This window comes from Ruegeria sp. CL5 (genome assembly GCF_056536485.1).
Genome location: NZ_JBQFPS010000023.1, coordinates 1 through 20,576, shown reverse-complemented (window position 1 = coordinate 20,576; position 20,576 = coordinate 1). Strand labels below are relative to the sequence as shown.

At 55.0% G+C, this 20,576-nt stretch carries 20 protein-coding genes and 2 pseudogenes; 9 read left to right on the top strand and 13 right to left on the bottom strand.

The annotated features are described in order from the left end of the window. Positions 1 to 172: 172 nt before the first annotated feature. The 5 genes from ACR0IU_RS22000 to ACR0IU_RS21980 form a co-directional block, all read right to left on the bottom strand. Positions 173 to 1,186: an alpha/beta fold hydrolase gene (locus ACR0IU_RS22000; protein WP_480717758.1), complete on the bottom strand. Its 1,014-nt coding sequence runs from the start codon at positions 1,184 to 1,186 to the stop codon at positions 173 to 175. Positions 1,187 to 1,205: 19 nt separating this feature from the next. Further along, positions 1,206 to 2,645, bottom strand: a complete 1,440-nt coding sequence (locus ACR0IU_RS21995) for a glutamine synthetase family protein (protein WP_480717757.1) — start codon at positions 2,643 to 2,645, stop codon at positions 1,206 to 1,208. Positions 2,646 to 2,746: 101 nt separating this feature from the next. Further along, complete coding sequence (locus ACR0IU_RS21990) at positions 2,747 to 3,145, bottom strand: cupin domain-containing protein (protein WP_010440369.1); 399 nt, start codon at positions 3,143 to 3,145, stop codon at positions 2,747 to 2,749. Between the two features lie 4 nt (positions 3,146 to 3,149). Continuing rightward, positions 3,150 to 3,584: a lactoylglutathione lyase gene (gloA, locus tag ACR0IU_RS21985; protein ID WP_010440370.1), complete on the bottom strand. Its 435-nt coding sequence runs from the start codon at positions 3,582 to 3,584 to the stop codon at positions 3,150 to 3,152. A gap of 19 nt (positions 3,585 to 3,603) precedes the next feature. After that, complete coding sequence (locus ACR0IU_RS21980) at positions 3,604 to 4,695, bottom strand: aromatic ring-hydroxylating oxygenase subunit alpha (RefSeq protein ID WP_480717756.1); 1,092 nt, start codon at positions 4,693 to 4,695, stop codon at positions 3,604 to 3,606. Between the two features lie 489 nt (positions 4,696 to 5,184). Here ACR0IU_RS21980 and ACR0IU_RS21975 point away from each other — a divergent pair, with 489 nt between their 5' ends. After that, positions 5,185 to 5,652 carry an Lrp/AsnC family transcriptional regulator gene (locus ACR0IU_RS21975; RefSeq protein ID WP_480717759.1) on the top strand — a complete coding sequence of 156 codons (468 nt, stop codon included), beginning with the start codon at positions 5,185 to 5,187 and terminating at the stop codon, positions 5,650 to 5,652. 400 nt (positions 5,653 to 6,052) lie between these two features. Here ACR0IU_RS21975 and ACR0IU_RS21970 read toward each other — a convergent pair whose 3' ends face one another. Further along, positions 6,053 to 6,271: a hypothetical protein gene (locus ACR0IU_RS21970; protein WP_480717755.1), complete on the bottom strand. Its 219-nt coding sequence runs from the start codon at positions 6,269 to 6,271 to the stop codon at positions 6,053 to 6,055. 3 nt (positions 6,272 to 6,274) lie between these two features. Next, positions 6,275 to 6,439: pseudogene (locus tag ACR0IU_RS21965) on the bottom strand (transposase); the annotation flags it as partial. A 62-nt stretch (positions 6,440 to 6,501) separates the two neighbouring features. On the opposite strand from ACR0IU_RS21965, the gene ACR0IU_RS21960 reads away from it, so the two are divergent. After that, entirely contained in the window at positions 6,502 to 6,879 is a 378-nt protein-coding gene (locus ACR0IU_RS21960) for a hypothetical protein (RefSeq protein ID WP_480717754.1), read from the top strand. Between the two features lie 65 nt (positions 6,880 to 6,944). Here the strand turns inward: ACR0IU_RS21960 and ACR0IU_RS21955 are convergent, their stop codons facing one another. Genes ACR0IU_RS21955 through ACR0IU_RS21930 form a run of 6 tightly spaced genes read right to left on the bottom strand, consistent with a single transcriptional unit; the run spans position 6,945 to position 13,074 of the window. Beyond that, positions 6,945 to 8,081: a Gfo/Idh/MocA family protein gene (locus ACR0IU_RS21955; protein ID WP_480717753.1), complete on the bottom strand. Its 1,137-nt coding sequence runs from the start codon at positions 8,079 to 8,081 to the stop codon at positions 6,945 to 6,947. Between the two features lie 9 nt (positions 8,082 to 8,090). Further along, the gene (locus ACR0IU_RS21950; protein ID WP_480654319.1) at positions 8,091 to 8,834 is read right to left on the bottom strand and encodes a sugar phosphate isomerase/epimerase family protein; all 744 of its coding nucleotides are present in this window, start codon (positions 8,832 to 8,834) and stop codon (positions 8,091 to 8,093) included. A 25-nt stretch (positions 8,835 to 8,859) separates the two neighbouring features. Further along, entirely contained in the window at positions 8,860 to 9,948 is a 1,089-nt protein-coding gene (locus ACR0IU_RS21945) for an ABC transporter ATP-binding protein (protein WP_170780560.1), read from the bottom strand. Positions 9,949 to 9,952: 4 nt separating this feature from the next. Then, positions 9,953 to 10,870 (bottom strand): carbohydrate ABC transporter permease, encoded by a 918-nt coding sequence (locus tag ACR0IU_RS21940; RefSeq protein WP_170780559.1) that lies wholly within the window; start codon positions 10,868 to 10,870, stop codon positions 9,953 to 9,955. Next, positions 10,863 to 11,786, bottom strand: a complete 924-nt coding sequence (locus ACR0IU_RS21935; RefSeq protein ID WP_170780558.1) for a carbohydrate ABC transporter permease — start codon at positions 11,784 to 11,786, stop codon at positions 10,863 to 10,865. The genes ACR0IU_RS21940 and ACR0IU_RS21935 overlap by 8 nt, the downstream gene beginning before the upstream one ends. A 58-nt stretch (positions 11,787 to 11,844) precedes the next feature. Further along, the gene (locus tag ACR0IU_RS21930) at positions 11,845 to 13,074 is read right to left on the bottom strand and encodes an ABC transporter substrate-binding protein (protein ID WP_170780557.1); all 1,230 of its coding nucleotides are present in this window, start codon (positions 13,072 to 13,074) and stop codon (positions 11,845 to 11,847) included. A gap of 146 nt (positions 13,075 to 13,220) precedes the next feature. On the opposite strand from ACR0IU_RS21930, the gene ACR0IU_RS21925 reads away from it, so the two are divergent. From ACR0IU_RS21925 to ACR0IU_RS21895, 7 genes and pseudogenes are all read left to right on the top strand, one after another. Next, entirely contained in the window at positions 13,221 to 14,255 is a 1,035-nt protein-coding gene (locus ACR0IU_RS21925) for a LacI family transcriptional regulator (RefSeq protein WP_170780556.1), read from the top strand. Between the two features lie 24 nt (positions 14,256 to 14,279). Further along, the gene (locus tag ACR0IU_RS21920; RefSeq protein ID WP_480717752.1) at positions 14,280 to 15,335 is read left to right on the top strand and encodes a sugar phosphate isomerase/epimerase family protein; all 1,056 of its coding nucleotides are present in this window, start codon (positions 14,280 to 14,282) and stop codon (positions 15,333 to 15,335) included. Then, a complete protein-coding gene (locus ACR0IU_RS21915; protein ID WP_480717751.1) occupies positions 15,332 to 16,441 on the top strand; it encodes a Gfo/Idh/MocA family protein in 1,110 nt (369 codons plus the stop codon). Before ACR0IU_RS21920 ends, ACR0IU_RS21915 begins: the two co-directional genes overlap by 4 nt. Position 16,442: 1 nt before the next feature. Beyond that, a complete protein-coding gene (locus tag ACR0IU_RS21910) occupies positions 16,443 to 18,224 on the top strand; it encodes an IlvD/Edd family dehydratase (protein ID WP_480717750.1) in 1,782 nt (593 codons plus the stop codon). 33 nt (positions 18,225 to 18,257) lie between these two features. After that, positions 18,258 to 19,187: a sugar kinase gene (locus tag ACR0IU_RS21905; protein WP_480717749.1), complete on the top strand. Its 930-nt coding sequence runs from the start codon at positions 18,258 to 18,260 to the stop codon at positions 19,185 to 19,187. Between the two features lie 261 nt (positions 19,188 to 19,448). Further along, a pseudogene (locus ACR0IU_RS21900) lies at positions 19,449 to 19,748 on the top strand (integrase core domain-containing protein); the annotation flags it as partial. Positions 19,749 to 20,320: 572 nt separating this feature from the next. Next, the coding region (locus tag ACR0IU_RS21895) for a hypothetical protein (RefSeq protein ID WP_480717748.1) at positions 20,321 to 20,576 on the top strand (256 nt) is incomplete at its 3' end.

Genomic DNA, 20,576 nt, shown 5'->3' with positions numbered 1-20,576 from the left:
GCCAGCGGTCAAAACCGCGCAAACAGGCCGGACACATGACTGCTTCTGACAAATATACAAATCAGATCAAAAAGGATCTTGCTATGCAGGAGCCATCCACACAAGCAATTCGATTGAATGAAAGGGGCAGCCGTCAAGCCTTTGGAATAGTCCCGCAGTTATATGCCGGCTTCTATTGTCCAAGAAGTTCACGAATATTGGCATCTAGCTGCGTCGTGAAGCCCTTGTCACTTCCTGGGTTTGAAGCACAATGGCCCCAGGGCGAATGATGCGGGCGGAAGATGGCGTTGGGCATGAAGCTGGCTTCAATTTCATTGTCTTCTGGTGGAAAGTATAAATCCTGCGTGCAAGGCATCAGGATGGCACGAGCTTTGATGGCACCCAGTGCCAGTTTGTAATCCCCATTGTAAAGCGGTCCGGCAGAGATATCGCCTGCCTGCCAGGTTGCAAGCTTTGCCAACAGGTCGTTGGCATCCCAGCCCTGCACATGATCACGCTCCCAATCCTGCAACAACTCCTCGATAGTTTCGAAACCCATCTGCCGATAAAGTCCCTCGCGATAAAAGGTCTGAGAGAAAGCCCAGCCTGCGTAAACTCGACCAAAGGCCTTCAGCCCTGCTTCGGGTGGGCTGTCATAATTGCCACCGTTCCAATTTTGATCCGCGCAAAGGGCAGCCTTAACCCCTTCGAGAAAGACGAAATTGTGTGGTGAGGTTTTGGCTGAGGCACAGAATGGCAGAATCGCCTGAACCATGTCCGGGTATTGCGCTGCCCACTGGTAGGACTGACAGCCCGCCATAGACCAACCCGCAACAAGGGCGATTTTTTCGATCCCCAGATGTTCGTGGACCAACCGGTGCTGGGCAGCAATGTTGTCCCACATTTGTACCAGCGGAAACCGCGGCCCGTCCTGCGGTGCAGGCGTATTCGATGGTGATGACGAACGTCCATTGCCAAACAGGTTGGGGCTGACGATGAAATGCCGCGCCGGATCAATCGCGCGACCCGGACCAAAGAAGCCTTCGTTGCGGGTATTTGTGCCGGTGTAAAATGTCGGCAGGACGATGACATTGTCACCTGCCGCAGACCATGTGCCGTAGGTCTGATAGGCGAGCTTGGCATCCTTGAGCATCTCACCCGACAAGAGCGAAAGGTCACCCAACTCGTAGATCTGATAATCCGCCATTGTCTGGCCCTTCCCGCTTTTAGTAGAGCCGAAGGTATTCCTGCACTTCCCAATCGGTGACCGATTGGTGGTATCGCTCCCACTCATCATTCTTGTATTCTAGGTAGGACTGACGCATCACGGGTCCCATCACATGTTCTGCCATGGTGTCGCCCCGTAAAGCCTCGATCGCATTGAACAGAGTGCGAGGCAATCGACGGATCCCCAGTTCAGCAAGTTCAGCTTCGGTTTTTGAGTAGAGATCAAAATCCGTTGGTTTGCCTGGGTCGATCTTGTGTTTGATCCCCTTGACACTGCAACTCAGGTGCATCGCCATCGCCAGATAGACGTTCATGGTCATATCGCAGGCGCGGTTTTCGATGCAATGGCGGCTTTGCGGCAGGCGGAACTGGGCAGAGCGATTGTTGAAACCATAGGTGATATTGGTCGGGGCCCAGGTGACAGTCCCACCCTCAAACCCACCGACACGAGGCACCAACCCGTTATAGGAATTCACCGTCGGACAGGTGATCGCGGTGATCGCTTCGGCGTGCTGCATCAACCCGCCAACGGCCCAGCGGCTTTCGTCGCTCCATTCCCCGTCGGGGGTTTCAAAGATGTTTTCACCGGGGCGGCTTTCATGTTGCATCGACATGTTAATATGCGCACCCGATCGCCAGTCGCCAACTGTCGGTTTTGGCATAAAGGTTACGAACATCCCGTGCTTTTTTGCCACCTCTTTCAAGGTGATCCGCAGAAACGCCAGACGGTCGGACATCTCCAGCATGTTGGTATAGTGAAAATCCAGTTCGAATTGTGAATACGCACCCTCGGCGACTACGTCATGCAGGTTCCAACCCAGACCTTCGATGATGTCGATCATGTCTTTCAAAAATGCCATCGAGTCGATCGAGTATTCAACGTCATAGCCAAATGCCTGACGGCGTGGACGGACGCCGATAGCAGGGTCGTCGTCAAAGGCCTTCACTGGTTGGCCGGCATCGTCATATTTCATCACGATGAACTCGGGTTCGACACCGGCATAGCCTGTGTATCCTTCCAGCGCAGCCTCGTGCATGGCGCGTTTCAGGGCCTGACGCGGGCAGACATTGTAAGGTGCGTCTTCCCAATACAGATCAGAGAAGATGATTGCCATCGATGTGTCCCACGGACAGACGTAGACGGCGTCAAGATCCGGCACCACCACCTGATCGCTGTCAGCGGGGCTCAGTTCGGGCACGTAAGAAATCGAATGCACCGCAAATTGCGGTCCTTTCCCGAGGCATAGCGGTTCAAAATCGCTCATCGGGACGGGCTTGGTTTTTGGAATGCCGTGCAGGTCGATCCAGGCAGCCATCACATATTTGACGCCGGCCTCTTCCAAACGTTGTTGAACTTCTGGGATACGCGGGCGGTTCCGCTCTACTGCGTCGTGAAATGTCTCGTAGTAAATACGGGCGTTGGCATTGTCCTTGGGCATTCGGCGTCCTCCCATCGAATAGCAATTGGATTTACTTCACCGAGGTGACACCTCGGTGTTGGTTCAGGTTTCGTTTGCTCGGTCACACGGCGGAAAAATGTTCAGCCGGGAACAAAATCGTCAGGGTCAATGCCGGGAACTTGTGTGATCCCCGCCAGTTGTTTCCAGTTGTGTGGGTAGGCGGCATAGAAGATCACGCATTTGCCGTCCGCCTCGTAGGAAATGTGATTGTCCTTGGGGACAAACAGCACGTCACCACGATTGCAGACATAGCTTTTGCCGTCACAGACCAATCGGAACGTCCCCTCGAGGCAATAAATGATCTCGTCGCAGGTCAGATCCCACGGCACCTTGATGTTGTTCAGAACGTTGATGCCACCGCACATCGACTTGCTGAACTCGCTGGTCACCATCGGTTTAATGTACGTATCGCTGTCGCCCATCGTGTCGTAGCGTTTCTGAACCAGGTCGAATTTGAAAAGTTGAGGTGTATCACCCATTGGGTCAGCCTTCCTGCGCCAAGTGTTTCAGTATGGATTCGTTCAATTCGACCTTGTAACCATCAGGATCCTCGCAGAAGGCGATGACCCTTGTACCGTTTTTCATTGGCCCCGGCGGGCGGGTGATGTTTACACCGGCTGCTGCCAGTTGCTCGCAGGCGGCGTAAACGTCTGGAGTTTCAATGCAGATATGACCCCAACCGTCGCCCTTGTCATAAGGCGTGTCCTGATCCCAATTGGCGGTCAGCTCCAGCGTGGGAAACTCAGCCTCAGGCCCATAACCGATAAACGTATTGGTGAATTTCCCTTCGGGATAATCCGTGCGCCGCAGCACCTCCATGCCCAAGATTCCGCAATAGAAATCCAGCGACTTCTCCATGTCTGTGACCCGCATCATCGTATGGGCCAGACGAAACCCTTTGGATATGGAGTTGCTCATTGATCTTGTTCCTTCTTACTTAGGCGCCGGCCACGTCACGCTCGATCAAATCCTGAAAGGCGCGCACGCTATCTTCCCAGGCAGGCGACAACAGGCCCCCATCTTCGGCGACCGGGGATTTGCGGCCCTCAAACATGCGTTCAACCATCTCGTGATCTTCCTTGTGGACGTCCCACCAGAGGTTTCTGAGGGCCTCAATTTCCTCAGCGCTCAACTTTTGGCCTTCAGTGGTGTAAAGCGCTCGGTACTGGCGCATCTTTCCGGGACCGATGGGCACGTTAAGATAGACGCCCAGCTGATCCGGGAAATAGCGGCCAAGGATAAAGTTGGGATACAGCGTCAGATAGCGCGAGCTCACACCCAAGCTGCCAGATGTGCCTAATTCTTCCTCAAGGTCCACTGCGCTACCGATGCAGGTGCCATCAATGATAGTATAGTGATCCTCCAACGGCTGATCCGTCGTCGAGGAATGTACAAACTGGACGTGGTAAGGCTCGATAAAGTTCTCCATTATCAGCTTCCAGTTGGTGTCGATCTCACCAAAATCGAGCAGACCAATGGGTTCCAATTTGCTGTAATCCATCCCCGACAACTGGTTGATCAATGGCGCGGCATAGTCTTCGAATTCAGGCGCGTTCCCATCCAGATTGACGAAAATCCAGTCATGCCAGACATAAGTGCGTACGGGTTTCAGCCGATGCTCTTTGATGTCAAATCCGTCGAATTCTTGCTTGCCGGTGCCTGCAAAATGTGGAGCAGCCCGCAGGCGGCCATCCAGATCATAGGCCCAGGCATGATAGGGGCAGCGGATCAGTTTGCCGACATTCTTGGGCCTATCAACCAGCGTCATGCAGCGGTGCAGACAAACATTGTGAAACACCAGAATGTCGCCCTCACGACCACGCACCGCCAGCAGGGGCAAGCCGGCACAGGTGATAGGTTGTGCATCGCCTGGGTTGCTCATCTGATGGGCAAATCCGACAAACACCCAGTTCTTGGCTAAAACCGTCTGGCATTCCCGTTGCCAGAACTCCTCGCTGCGATATGCGTCGGCGGTCAGACCGTGCTGAGGCCCGCAAGACGCCCGTACTTTTCGCTCGGCAATTGTCATTTGTCCTCCCTTCGACACTGACACCAGCATCCGCCGATCCAACGGCATGCGCATGGGTTCACCGTTTCTCGCGGATGGCCTGTTTGCAGGCTCTGTACCGCCGCGACGGGTTTAGATTCTAACTCTACGAATATCGCATTATTTCGGGCTATTCTCCTTCGATATTCGCTTATGCAATGAATTATCGGGTAAGAATCGGAGGCGATCTGGTCAAAAAGCGGCATTTCGATACGAATTTCGAATAATTTAGTTGCGCTGGCTGTTAGATCCACAAATCCAGCATTAAATAATAGAAATTTCGGCAATCTGGCCTTCGGAAACTGTGGCGAGAAGATCAAAGCATGTCGTTTTCCGCACTTCCTTCCAGAGGATCCCTAAGAGTTAATTGCGGATTTCGATGCGCTCTCTTAACCTTGGCTGCGAATACAGCAATCGAGCATCAGGCCTATGTCAGTCAAAAAGCAACCGAACGCGCGCGCCGCCCAGAGCATTCGATCCCCCAAGGATGATTTAAACCAGCAGATCATCCGGCTCTTACAGCAGGATGGTCGGATGGCATTTTCTGAAATTGCGCAGCAACTGGATGTGTCGGAGGGAACCATTCGCAACAGGGTGAGCGGACTGCGAGACAACAACATGCTGCGGATTGTTGCGATGTCGGATCCGGTGGCAACGGAATACACCACTGACGCGATGATTGGCTTGAACGTGGCGACCGGCGTGACCCCAAGACAGGTGGCCGAGCGACTTGAAAGAAACCCACGTGTTGTATTCATCCTGTGGGTCGCAGGTCGTTATGATCTGATTATCGAGTTGGTGAGCGACGATAGCGAAGCATTAAAGGATTTTCTGGAACATGAAATCCACGCGAGTAACGATATTGCCAACGCCGACGTCATGCCGGGGCTGAAGAATTTCAAGAACCAGTTCCTCCTAAAGCAGGGTGCAAAGGAGTGATTAGGAAGAAGTCGACCGCTAAAAGTGATAGCGCGAGCGTATTGATAGAGTTTTGTGAAAACTACAACTTCGTTCTAAACGCTTTATCCGACCGCATTCAGTCTTCCGAGCCCGGTGTATGATGTCGATTGGGCTTGCTTTGAATGTCTGCTTTCGACTGTTCGACTTGACAGGCTCTCTCCCGCGGTGAATTGCTTGTGTGGATGGCTCCTGCATAGCAAGATCCTTTTTGATCTGATTTGTGTATTTGTCAGAAGCAGTCATGTGTCCGGCCTGTTTGCGCGGTTTTGACCGCTGGCCCTGATGGGTTCCGCAAACCAAGTTCCTATCAGCAATGCGGGCTATTTTGCCCGCGCCATTCGGCGGAGTGTCCTGGTTTTTGCGGCTGACTTATGCACCATCATCTCGCGGGTCTTGCGAACTCATTATTCCTTTCGTCTCTATCGGCAGCACGTGGACTGTAGGGCTCGTTGCGGGAGAGCACTGCCCAGACGATCCGGGCGGTCTTGTTGGCCATGGTGGTTGTTGCCAATTGGAACGGTTTGTCTGCGATGATCTTCGCCGACCACAGATCGACCTTCTCGGGCACGCGCTTCGCCATGACGCCGCGCGATGTCATACTGACGACCAGTAGCTTTCGAATGTAGCGATCGCCTTTCCCGGAGACCTTGCACAAACATTCCTTGCCACTACTCGACTTGTTGAGCAGTGTTAGAATTGGCCAGGCAGCCAGATCGCGGCCTGTCGGGACGGATGTGCACCCCCGATCGTGGCAACAATTGCCGATGCCCTGATTGGCCCAATTTCAGGCATGCGGATCAACTTGCGCGCGTCTGCATTGAGCAAGGCGTGCTGTTCGATCACCTTGGATTAGTCTTCGATGCGCGCGTTCAAGCCGATGAACTGATAGCACTGGATACCGAGCAGGCCGTTAGCGATCTCGGGCATGTCCGGGTGGTCACCATCAAGGTGGCGCTTTGCAAAGGCCGTTACCGCTTCAATCCCGATGGGCAAGATGTGCCCAAACTCGCGCAACCGGCTGCGGATCATCTTGGCCATCTGCGCGCGCTGTCGGACGGCAAGATTGCGTGTCCGATGTATCGAAAGAATAGCCTGCTGGTCCTCCGTCTTGATCTCGACAAAGCTGCATCGTCGGGTGCCGAACTGCTTCGCAGATTGCCTCGGTATCCACGGCGTCGTTTTTCCCAGGCTTCACATACGATTTGACGTAAGGGGCGGCCAACCTGCCCTCGCAGAGACTAGTCCAAACTTATCGGGTAGTGCCCGTTAGGCTATTGGACCCGCATTAACCTCGCGTCAATCTCGGTTAGCGGATCGGGCCTGGTGCATGTCGTCGAGGATTCAACCCAGCGTCGGTCTTCCCCTGCTTCTAGAATGGACGTCATCACATCAACCGCGTGAAGGGCCAAATCGATATTGCAACGGTGGGAACGTCCTTCCAGTATTGCTTGAACCATGTCCGCCAACCCAGCGGTGCGATAGTTGGCCAGAAGCCTATCTTCGCCGTGGATTTCATTCGGAACGCCAAATGGATGCTCTGAGCCAGGCACGGGATGCAGGTCGCCAGCTTGATCAGAAACCATCACGTCTCCGCCGAAGAAGTTTGGGTCGGGCACCTGCATCGTGCCCTCGGTGCCGTATAGCTCCATATTAGGATGCGTGTGAGCGCGGATGTCCCAACTGGCCCCCAAGGTTACGATTGCGCCATTCTCAAATTCAAGAAGCGCGTGGATATTGGTTGGCGTATTGACCGGGATCTCTTCGCCTTCGCGGGTGCCATTGCCGATTGTACGCGTGGGAAAACTTGTAGCAGTCATGGCGCAGACGGCCTTAACCGGACCGATCAGCTGGATCAAATTGGTGATGTAGTATGGGCCGAGATCAAGGATAGGCCCTGCGCCCGGTTGGAAGAAGAAGTCTGGGTTTGGGTGCCAATGCTCCATACCGCGTGACATCACGTGGCAGGTTCCGCCGATCACGCGGCCGATCTGGCCGTCATCGATGACAGCGCGTGCTTGCTGGTGCGCACCACCCAGAAACGTGTCCGGTGCCGAGCCCACGCGTAGCCCTTTGCTTTCGGCCAGATCCCGCAGGGCTTTGCCTTGATCCAATGTCAGGACCAGAGGTTTTTCTGAATAGGCGTGTTTTCCGGCCTCGAGAATACGCTTGGTCAGGTCGAAGTGGGCCTCGGGGATGGTTAGATTGACGACAACGTCAATGTCGTTGGCGGCCAGCAGGTCATCCACTGACTCGGCGCGGATATTATACTCGTTGGCGCGGGACTGCGCCGCGCTCATATTGATGTCCGCGACCGCACGGACTTCCAGCCCTTTAAAAAGGGGCGCAAATTTTAGGTACGTAGTAGAGATGCTGCCGCATCCGATGATGCCGACGCCAAGAGTGCTCATGGAATATCCTCAAAGGGCTTGTACGGTTGCCAGCGAACGCGACGCGAAACGATGGTGGTCGTTGGGGTTGTCGTGTTCAATAACATAACGAGAGACACCGGCGTCCTGCAGCGCGTCGTGGATCGCGGTCCAGTCCATGACCCCATAACCCACATCGGCCCAACCGTCTTCGTCAACGCAATCGCCTTGCGGCGCGAGGTCCTTGATATGCGCCGAATGTATCTGATCACTGTAGGTTCGGATGAGGTGTACCGGGTCCAGCCCGGCGCGCACGACCCAGCCGAGATCAAGCTCGAGCTTCAGATCGGGCGAGGCCCCGGCAATGATGTCCAGCGGTGTTACGCCACCACCCAGATCGACCAGTTCGAAATCGTGATTGTGCCAGCCGAAGATCAGCCCGGCCTTTTGCAGCGGTTTGCCGGCTGCTACCAGACGTTCGGCAAATACTTCCCAACCGGCGCGATCCGTGGGGCGGTCTTCGGCATCTAGAAAGGGTGCGAACACCGCTTCGGCTCCAACAGCCTGGGCGAGATCAATCGCAGCGCCCGGGTCGCGTTCAAGGTCGGCGAGGCCGTAGTGCAATGTGGGCATTCTCAGCCCCGCCGTTGCGAGGTCTTCCGTGAGCGAAGGTGCTTGGGCGAACAGGGCACCATATCCTTCGACCTCGTTAAATCCTGTTGCGTAAAGCATGGCGAGCGTGTCCGGCAGGGGCCAGTTTCGCGAACCGTAAAGCTGATATGAAATAGCAGGCATGATATGTCCTTTCATCTGACGCGGGTTACAGTCGCGTCTCGGTCGCGGCGTCAAACAGCGAAGCGCGTGAAGTATCGAAACCAATTCGCAGGCGATCGCCTTCGGCCACGCGGCTAAGCCCATCCATGCGGAACCGTAGATTGTGTGACCCAAGGGTGGAGTGAACCAGGGTATCCGAACCCAGTTTCTCGACGATCTGAACTTCGACCTCTGCCTGTGCTGCAGCAGTCTCAACCGCGTCGCCGGTCAGAACATGTTCGGGGCGAATACCGATGACAACGGGTCCGGCGTGGTGGTCTGATCTTTCGAATTCGTAGCCGTCCAGCGGCAGCGACAGGTCGTGTCCGGCGAAATGGCCATTGTCGATGCGGCCTTCGATCATGTTCATTGCCGGGCTGCCGATGAAACCTGCGACATAGATGTTTTGTGGCCGGTTGTAGATTTCGTCCGGGCTGCCCAATTGCATGATTTTGCCACCTTTCATGATGGCAATCCGGTCCGCAAGTGTCATCGCTTCGACCTGATCATGCGTCACATAGATCATGGTGTTCTTGAGCTGCTGATGCAGACGTTTGAGTTCAACTCGCAGATCGGTGCGCAGCTTGGCGTCAAGGTTCGAGAGCGGCTCGTCAAACAGGAACACATCGACATCACGTACCAGTGCCCGGCCGATGGCGACGCGCTGGCGCTGACCGCCGGACAATGCGCCCGGCTTGCGCTTGAGCAAAGGTTCGATCTGCAATATTTCGGCGGCCCGCGCCACGCGCTTGGCGATCTCATCTCTGGCAACGCGCGCGTTCTTGAGGCCGAAGGACAGGTTTCCTTCAACAGTCATCTGCGGGTACAGCGCATAAGACTGAAACACCATGCCGATGCCACGGTCTGATGGTTCCTTCCAGGTTACGTTTTGACCTTTGATGAAAATCTGCCCGTCGGTCACGTCCAGCAGCCCGGCGATACAGTTCAACAGGGTGGATTTGCCACAACCGGACGACCCCAGCAGCACAAGAAACTCGCCTTCATGGATGTCGATGTTCAGCTCTTGCAGAACTTTGACTTCGCCAAAGTGTAGGTCCAAATCGCGGACTTCGACGGAATGGGAATGAATGTTCATAGGGTCAACCTTTCACGGCGCCGGCGGCGATACCGCGCACAAAGAGTTTGCCGGAGACAAAGTAGATGACGAGAGGGACGAGGCCGGTCAGTAGCGTAGCGGCCATGTTGACGTTGTATTCCTTGATGCCCTGGACCGAGTTCACGATGTTGTTCAGCTGCACCGTCATGGGGTAAGTTTCGGGCTTTGTGTAAATCACGCCGAACAGGAAGTCGTTCCAGATGCCGGTGACCTGCAGGATCATCGCGACCACGAAAATCGGGATCGACATGGGTAGCATCACCCGGAAATAGACGCCCCAGAACCCAGCACCGTCGACACGGGCGGCCTTGAACAGCTCTTCCGGCAGCGAGGTGAAGTAGTTTCGGAACAGCAGAGTCAGGATCGGCATCCCAAACACGGTGTGTACAAGAACCAGCCCCCAGAGCGAGCCCATCAACCCGATCTCTCGCAGGATGATCACGATGGGATAGAGCATGGTCTGATAGGGGATGAAGGCCCCGATGATCAGGATGGTAAAGAACACTTCGGACCCTTTGAACCGCCAGTTGGCAAGCGCGTAGCCGTTCACGCTTGCAATCGAAATAGACAGGATAAGCGATGGGATCAGGATCTTCACCGAGTTTCCGAACCCACGGCTCAGGCCATCGCAGTTGATGCCCGTACAGGCCTCTGCCCAGGCCTTTACCCACGGCTCAAAAGTGATTTCGACAGGTGGCGCAAAGATATTGCCCAACCGGATTTCCGGCATCCCCTTCAGCGAGGTTACGATCATCACGTAAAGCGGCAGCAGGTAGTAGATCGAAACCAACAGCAACGTGCCATAGAGGAATATGTTGCGGCGCGAGAGACGCGATTTCGGCTTGCTTCCGCGCGGGCCTTCCAGAATCCGTCCAGCGGTTTGGGATGTCGCATCAACCACGTTTCTTTCCTCCGAATTCCAGATAAGCCCACGGGACCAGCACGATGATGACCGACAGCAACATCATGGTTGAGGCAGCAAAGCCTTGCGCAAGGTTCTGCGCTTCGAACATGTAGTTGATGACGTATTTGGCCGGGACTTCGGATGCGATGCCCGGGCCGCCATTGGTCTGCGCGACCACAAGATCGTAAAGCTTGATGATGCCGCTGGCGATGATGACCAAGGCGGTCACGAAAACAGGGCGCATCATTGGGATGATCACGCGGACATAGGTTTTGGTGATGCCGATGCCATCGACTCGTGCGGCTTTCCAAATGTCTTCATCTATTCCGCGCAGACCGGCCAGCATAATGACCATTACAAAACCGGTGCCCTGCCAAAGGCCCGCGATCAGGATGCCGAAGATAACGATGTCCGGATTGTTGAGCGGGTCGAAAGTAAAGCTCTCCCAACCCATGTTGCGCACAACGCCCTGAATGCCGAAATCGGGGTTCAGGATCCATTGCCAGGCCAGGCCGGTAACGATGAAGGATAGGGCGAATGGATATAGAAAGATGGTGCGAAACGCGCCCTCGAACCGGATCTTGCGATCCAGAAGGGCCGCGAGGGTAAAACCCAAGACCATGGTCAGAACCAGCGAACACACACCGTAGATCAACAGGTTTTCGACTGAAATGATCCAGCGATTGCTGTTCCAAAGCCGTTCATATTGGTCCAGTCCAACAAAGTCCCACTTTGGCAGCAGGCGAGACTTGGTGAAGGAATGTGCGACTGTCCACGCCGTTCCGCCAACGAACACCACCAGCGCCGTGAGGATCATCGGGATCGAGGCGAATTTGGCGCTCAGGTTGCGAAACAGTTGTTTTGGACGGCGTACCGGGTTGTCGGATACGCGTGCGGTATCTGCAAGTGTCATAGGAAACCCCGTGAAGGGTCGGGGCGCGGGGGGAGAGGCGCGCCCCGACATGTCGGGCTCAGTCGGCAGACGCGATAATCGACGCGTACCGGGCCTGTGCATCTTCGGCGGTCATGTCCGAAGCCCAGAACTCGGCCATCAGATCCTTGATCTGAGTTTGAGTGTCTGCGGACAGAGTTTGGTCCGCATTGGGCAACACGCCGCCCGCTGCAAGGATCGCAAGACCCTTCTGCATACAGTCATTTGCCGTCGACAGATCAATGTCACCCCGGACGGGCAGCGAACCTTTTGCCAGATTAAAGGCGACCTGCGCCTCCTTCGAGATCAGGATCGAGGCCATCTCAAGCTGTGCGGCCTTGACATCGGGGTCGTCGACGACGGGAAAATAGAACGCGTCGCCACCGGTGTCGATGACCTGGTTCAGGCCCAGACCTGGCAGGCAGGTGTAGTCTTCGCCTGCCACTTGACCAGCTACGGCAAACTCGCCTTGAGCCCAGTCGCCCATGATCTGTCCGCCCGCCTTACCTGTGATCACCATGTTGGTGGCAAGGTTCCAGTCCTGAACGTTGCTGTTGCGTGCCAGTTCGCGGGCATCAGCCGAAGCCTGGAACACCTTGGCATATTCCGGTCCGCCGGCTACGTCGGCATCCTTTTCGACGACAACTTTGCTCCAGGTGTCGATCCCGACCACACTGATTGACAATGCGCCGAACGCGATCGCCTGCTGCCAGCCTTGCTGACCCTGTGCCATCGGCACCAATCCGGCTTCTTCCAGCTTGGGTGCGGCAGCGACGAATTCGAACCAGTCCTTTGGTACCTCAATACCGGCCTTTTCAAACGCGTCGTGGCTGAGCCACAGCCATTGGGTCGAGTGAATGTTTACCGGAACGCAGTAAATACGCCCTTCGTAGGTGCAGCCCTCTAGCAGGGACGAGGGGTATACAAAGTCTTTCCAACCTTCGGCCTCGGCCAAGTCAGTGAGGTCCGTCATCAGGCCCGCTTCGATCAGCTCTTCCGCCTGACGACCATGATTCAGCTGCGTCGCCGCCATTGGGTCACCACCTAGGATGCGGCTGATGATGATGGGGCGCGCCGTACCACCGGATCCGGCGATCGCGCCGTCCACCCAGTTATGCTCTGTCTTTTCATTCACGGCTTTGGCGAATTCCGAAACAGCGACCGCCTCACCTCCCGAGGTCCACCAATGGGTGACTTCAAGATCGGCTGCGCCAACAGCGCTAGCGCTAACAAATGCTGCAGTGGTTGCCAGTGCGGCTTTGATCTTCATTGCATTTTCCTCCCAACTAAATCGTTGTAGATTTTTCTATAACGTTTTAGATTGTACTTGCAACAGTTTTCTTTCTGGATAGATTTGACGCCATCAGATACCGCCCTGCAGTTCTGATCGGCCTCAGCAAAGCGAAGGTGAAAACGATGAAAAATAAAAGCCATGCGCCCAGATCAAGCTCTCGGAAGCCGACTCTCAAGACCATTTCGGAAGTGAGTGGAATGGCGGTTCCCACTGTTTCGCGCGCGTTGGCGGATGCGCCTGATATCAGCGAATCAACCAAGAAAAAGATCCGGCAGATCGCCAAAGACCTCGGTTATGTCCCGAACCGCGCTGGCGTTGGTCTGAGGACCGGACGCACCAATGTGATCTCACTGGTGATGTCGACTGAACGTGAAATGATGAATGTCACGGCGCGCCTGTTATCGTCGATCGGGGTTTCCCTTCGCGAGACCCCTTATCATCTGAACGTGATTCCGATCCTGCCCGATGATGATCCAATGGAGTCGGTGCGATATATCGTCGAAAATCAGACTGCAGATGGCATCATCTTCAACCAGGTCCGGACCGAGGACCCGCGCGCCAGATACCTTATGGACCGCAAGTTTCCCTTTGCCACCCATGGTCGCACCAAATGGGCCGGACAGCATGCCTATTACGATTTCGACAATTTCACATATGCACGGCTGGGGGTTGATGAACTTGTTCGCAAGGGACGTCGGAATCTTGTGTTGGTCGCCCCTCCGCTTGACCAGAACTATGCATTGGAAATGGTGAACGGGGCAAAGGCGGCTGCTGAAAAGCAGGGTGTGAATCTGCATGTTGCACAACAGGTGCACAGCGATGCCACCACATTCGAAACCCGTGAATGGGCGACGCGAAAGATGGCTGCAGACCCCAAGATAGACGGATTCATATGCGCCTCGACCAACGCGACCATGGCGGTTGTGGCTGGAATGGAAAGCCTGGATTTCCGGGTTGGGCGCGATTTCGACATCGTGTCGAAAGAGGCCATTCCAATGCTGCAATTTGTGCGCCCCGAGATCATTGTGGTGCACGAGAACGTGGATACGACCGGAGCATTTCTCGCCAAGGCCACAATTCAGGCGATCCAGAACCCCGATATTTCACCCATGCAATGCCTGGAAGTGCCCGACCGTAGCGCCCTTCACAGCCTTTAACGTCCGAACATCAAGGAGACCGAATTGAGCACTCAGATCAAAGGGTCAGCTCTGTTTCTGGCGCAATTCGCGGCAGATAACGCGCCGTTCAACTCACTTTCTGAAATCGCAGCCTGGGCCGCCGGGCTTGGGTACAAAGGGGTTCAGATACCGACCTTTGACGCGCGTCTTTTTGATTTGGACAAGGCCGCTGACAGTCAGACCTATTGCGATGAAGTCAAAGGTATTTGTACGGATGCAGGGGTCGAGATCACCGAACTGTCGACCCACCTGCAAGGCCAATTGGTCGCGGTAAACCCGGCCTATGACGCAGCATTTGATGCCTTTGCGCCGGAAGACTGCCGCAGTAACCCGGCCAAGCGTCAGGCATGGGCAGTGGATCAGATGAAGAAAGCCGCGATCGCTAGCGAACGGCTGGGCCTGACGCACACGGTCAGTTTCACCGGCTCTCTGGCGTTCCCGTTTCTTTACCCTTGGCCACAGCGGCCCGACGGGCTGATCGGGGAAGCCTTTGCCGAACTTGGTCGCCGGTGGATTCCTATCCTGAACCACTATGCCGATCACGGGCAGGATATCGGGTTCGAAATCCATCCTGGTGAGGATGTGTTTGACGGTGCAACGTTTGAGATGTTTGTCGATGCCTGCGGTGGGCACGAGGCGGCGATGATCAACTATGATCCCAGCCACTTTCTGTTGCAGCAGTTGGATTATCTGGCGTTCATCGATCTCTACCATGACCGTATCAATGCGTTTCATGTCAAAGACGCCGAATTTAATCCGGACGGGCGGCAAGGCGTGTATTCCGGCTATCAGGGATGGATGAACCGCGCGGGCCGGTTCCGATCGCTTGGCGATGGCCAGGTGGATTTTGCCGGGATCTTTTCGAAACTGACCCAATACGGCTTTGACAGCTGGGCGGTTCTGGAATGGGAATGCTGCATCAAATCCCCCGAACAAGGCGCGGCCGAAGGCGCGCCATTCATTGAAAAACACCTGATCGAGGTCACGCAGAAAGCCTTTGACGACTTTGCCGGTGGTGGGCGGGATGAGGTAATGATCAAGGGAATGTTGGGGCTATGACACGTTTGAAACTGGGTATGGTTGGTGGCGGGCAAGGGGCCTTTATCGGCGCCGTGCACCGGATTGCGTCCCGTATCGACGGGCGGTTTGAACTGGTTGCCGGGGCGCTGTCCTCGGATCCAGATCGGGCGGCGGCCAGTGCGGCGGAACTTGGAATCGCGCCGGGCCGGTCATATGCCTCTTACGAGGATATGGCAAAGGCCGAGGCGGTGCGCCCAGATGGTATTGACGCGGTTGCCATCGTGACCCCCAACCACATGCATGCTGGTCCCAGCGCAGCGTTCCTGAATGCAGGTATCCACGTGATTTGCGACAAACCTCTTGCTGCCAGCAGCGAGGAAGCTGATGCGATTAAGGTTGCGGCCGAAACCAGCAAGGCCCGGTTCTTTTTGACCCACAACTACACGGGTTACCCGCTGATCCGGCAGGCCCGCGCCATGGTTGCGCGCGGTGATTTGGGGCAAATCAGGCTAGTGCAAGCGGAATATGCGCAGGACTGGCTGACTGAACCTCTGGAGCAGGAAGGCAACAAGCAGGCAGGTTGGCGCACCGACCCGACCCGATCCGGGGCCGGAGCAATTGGTGACATCGGCACCCATGCGTTCAATCTGGCCAATTTTGTTACCGGACAGAAGGTTCAGGCGCTGTCTGCGGATCTGCAAAGCTTTGGTGCTGGCCGAAAGGTGGACGACAACGCACATATCCTGCTGCGATACGAAGGCGGCGCGCGGGGAATGCTTTGGGCCAGTCAGGTGGCGGTGGGCTGCGAAAACGGTCTGCGCCTGCGCATCTATGGCGACAAAGGTGGGCTCGAATGGGCACAGGAGAACCCCAACCACATGAGCTACACGCGCTTTGGCGAACCGAAACAGATTCTGACCCGGGGTGGGGCCGGAACGGGCCCGGATTGGACGCGCATCCCGCCAGGACATCCCGAAGGGTATTTGGAAGGTTTTGCAACGCTCTACAATGACATCGCCGATGTGATTTCCTCGGGCACCGATAATGCGCTGATCCCGAATTTGCAGGACGGTCTGGGCGGGATGTGGTTTATAGCGGCGGCCCAATCTTCGTCCGCCAAAGACGGCGCATGGGTGGGGCGGTGACATGACCAAGCTGCGCTCGCGTGAGTGGTTCAACAATCCCGATGATCCTGAGATGACGGCTCTTTATCTGGAACGATACCTGAATTATGGGCTGACACTGGAAGAATTGAGGTCCGACAAACCGATCATCGCGATCGCCCAGACCGGCAGCGACATTTCGCCCTGCAACCGTCATCATCTTGAGCTCGCGCAGCGCACGCGCGAGGCCATTCGAACCGCTGGCGGTATTGCGCTGGAAGTCCCGGTGCATCCGATTCAGGAGACTGGAAAACGCCCAACCGCCATGCTGGACAGGAACTTGGCCTATCTGGGCCTAGTGGAAACACTGTTTGGCTATCCTATTGATGGGGTTGTGCTAACCATTGGATGCGACAAGACAACACCTGCGCTGTTAATGGCTGCGGCGACCGTGAACGTTCCTGCGATTGCGCTGTCAGTCGGGCCAATGCTGAATGGGTGGTACAAGGGTGAACGGGCCGGGTCGGGAAGTGTTATCTGGCAGGCGCGGCAACAACTGGCGGCTGGTGAAATCGACGCAGAAGAGTTTCTTGAGCTTGCCGCCTCATCCGCCCCTTCAGTTGGCTATTGCAATACAATGGGAACCGCATCCACCATGAACTCGCTCGCCGAGGTGCTGGGTATGCAACTTCCGGGTTCTGCCGCCATTCCCGCGCCGTATCGGGAACGTGGGCAAATGGCCTACTATACCGGTTTGCGCATTGTCGAAATGGTGCGAGAGGATTTGCGTCCGAGTAAGATCATGACCCGCGAAGCGTTCGAGAATGCCATCGTCATCAACTCTGCGCTGGGGGGATCGACCAACGCGCCGATTCACCTGAACGCAATTGCCCGCCATCTGGGTATCGAGTTGACCAATGATGATTGGGAAAGTCTGGGTCACGCCATTCCGCTGTTGGCAAATGTTCAGCCCTCAGGCCAGTATTTGGGTGAGGACTTTTTCCGCGCTGGTGGTGTGCCTGCTGTTGTCGCTGAGCTAATGCGCGCAGGATTGCTGCCGCATCCGGATGTGATCTGCGCCAACGGTAAGACGATCGCCCAAAACAACTCCGGGATTGAGGCTACAAACGCGGATGTAATTCGCTCGGTGGAAAATCCTCTTTTGCAGGATGCCGGTTTTCTCAATCTGAAGGGCAATCTGTTTGACAGCGCCATTATGAAAACCTCGGTCATCGGTGATGCCTTTCGCCGGCGCTATCTTTGCAATCCAAACGATCCGAACGCGTTTGAAGGGCGCGCCATTGTATTTGACGGGCCAGAGGTATTTCACAAAACCATTGATGATCCGAAACTTGAAATCGATGAAAATTGCATTCTGGTGATGCGGGGTGCAGGGCCTATTGGATATCCGGGTGGTGCTGAAGTGGTAAACATGCGACCGCCGTCCTACCTCATCAAACAAGGCGTTCACGCCCTTCCTTGTATCGGAGATGGGCGGCAATCGGGAACATCCGGTTCCGCTTCAATCCTGAACGCTTCGCCCGAGGCAGCCGATGGCGGTGGTCTCGCAATATTGCAGACCGGAGATCGGGTGCGGGTAGATCTGAACAATCGGACGGTCAATGTATTGATCGCCGATGAAGAATTGGCTGACCGACGAAGGGCGCTGGAAAACGCGGGAGGCTTCAAGGCCCCAGCAAGCCAAACCCCATGGCAGCAAATGTTCCGAGACTCTGTCCGACCCTTTTCGGAAGGCATGGTACTAGGTCAAGCACCTAAATTTCAGGACATCGAACGAAAGTTCGCCCTCAGACACAATCACTGATGCAAAGCAATGTTCCGGTAAGGAGTACGGCCAATGAAATCTTTGAAAGTCGCCTGCATCGGTGAAGTCATGATGGAACTGATTGCCACTACCATTCCCGGTACAGCCAGAATCGGAGTTGCGGGTGACGTGCTAAACACAGCGATCTATTTGCGCCGCACCTTGCCTGCCAAACACAGTGTCAGTCTTGTCAGTCTGCTGGGAAACGACCACTTCTCTGACGAAATCTCTCGATTTGTTCAGGCGGAGGGTATTGGCGTCAACGATTTAGGAAGGATCGAAGATCGATTGCCCGGTGTCTATGCTATCGCAACAGATCCATCCGGAGAGCGTAGTTTCCAATACTGGCGCAATCAATCCGCCGCGCGTCTGCTCTTTCAGCAGAATGAACGTCATCCATTTCAGTCCCTTGAAAAATATGACGTTATCTACGCTTCGGCAATCACACTTGCGATCCTCGATGCGAATATCCGACACGCCTTTCTCGATTGGTTGCCAACCTATCGCGCAAAGGGTGGAATGTTTGTTTTCGACAGCAATTATCGCCCGTCTTTGTGGCCATCTATGTGTGTTGCGTTGACCGCGGTCGAAGCTGCTTGGCGACAATGTGACATTGCTTTGCCCTCGTTGGATGATGAGTTGACCCTGTTTGACGAGATTTCAGAACATCAGGTTGTCAAACGCTTCCAGACATATGGTATCGAAAATGGGGCTCTGAAACGTGGTCATCGAGGTCCGCTATGCTTGAAAGGCCCGCAACCAGATACGCAGTTCCGAGCGGTGGACAAAGTGGTCGACACAACTGCGGCGGGAGATGGTTTTAATGGTGGTTTTCTGGGTCGTTTTCTGCAGACCGGAGATACTAGCGTAGCCATGAAGTACGGGCATTCTCTCGCGTCGCAGATCGTGATGCAGTCGGGGGCGATTATTCCAAAAGGACTTTGTCAGATGACCTCAGGTTAAGTAGGGCACGGGAGCTTTCATAGCCTCCACTCATGAAGCGACGATCGCCAATTTCCGCCTTTGGATGAACAAGGTCATGTTGACATCCGTTTCGTGGAAATTGGATACGACATCTCTGACTGCTTAGTGGATTGATAGCATCAAGCGCCGACCGGAGTCAGGGGCCTGAGACCCGGCTATGATCACCTGTTGCGCTACTTGGGGGATACGCAGGCAATCATAGCCTCTCAACCAACTTCATTCCAAAGGTGCTATGCGCTGGAATTTGTCATCCAAGCCGTCCGAGACTGGAGCGGAGCCGTCGCGGCCAAGACAGCCTTCATGGAGCCGGATGGTTCTTGGGAGAATCGCTACGTCGAGAGTTTCAACGCTCGGTTCAGAGATGAACTATTGAACCTGGGAATCTCCCACTCATTAGAAGATGCGCAAATCATAATTGAAAATTCGAGAAAGCACTACATCACGAAACAACCGCATAGTGCTATGGACTACCGTCCGTTGGCACCAGAAACATCGTACCAATGGACCAAAGGGGCAATGAGGCGCAAACTATCAGGTTGACCACATCGGATGAAATTGCTCACGAGAAAATCGCAGAAACAAGAATGCGTTGGGAAACTCAAGCATGCAGCACGTCTCCTCGTTTGGGGAAAACTTCAACTCAAAAAGGGAGAGAAGCAGCTGCGAAGTCAAATCATATGCGCGAAAATTTTCCTGCCGGTAAGCAAGAGTTCACCGGTTTGCATAGTATCGTCCCAAAACGAGTTGCGGCAGTTCCGGGTCGAAACTATTCGTCTCCTTGAGGCCGAAAATCTAAGTCGACCCATGAACGGGCCACAACAACCGATATTTTTTTGCGTTTAGGCAAAGTATGTGAGTGCAGAGATGACAAAAGTTGCAGAGTTTAGCCCTCCGCCTCAAAGGTGTTTGGTTAATTGTGCCATCTCAGAACGAGTTCCCTGTTTAAACACGATGTTGGTTGGATGTCTGAGCCTTCCCGCTTCTTTAGAAGCGCGGCGATGCTCATCATCTCAGCAAACGATCGTCAACATCATCCACGGGCCCTATCTCGGATCATCCGAGTTGCTTTTGCTTCGCGTGATGGCTGCCCTCAATGTAAATAGGTAACCAGAATGACAATCATCCACTCTTCCGATCTCGGCTGGACAGCTGGCCAGGACATCTCTGCGGAATTCGCCGCGCTGGCGAGGACCCTGGAGCCCGGCGATGTGTTCGTCTTTGATCACATGTATAAAATCAGTGGGCAAAATATTGCGTTGGCCGACAACGTCACTCTGGCCGGCGGTACACCGGGTGCTGGGTTTGAAGTGCAGGACTTTACTCAGCATTCTTCCCCTTTGCTTGTTTTGGGGGACTCAAACACCCTGG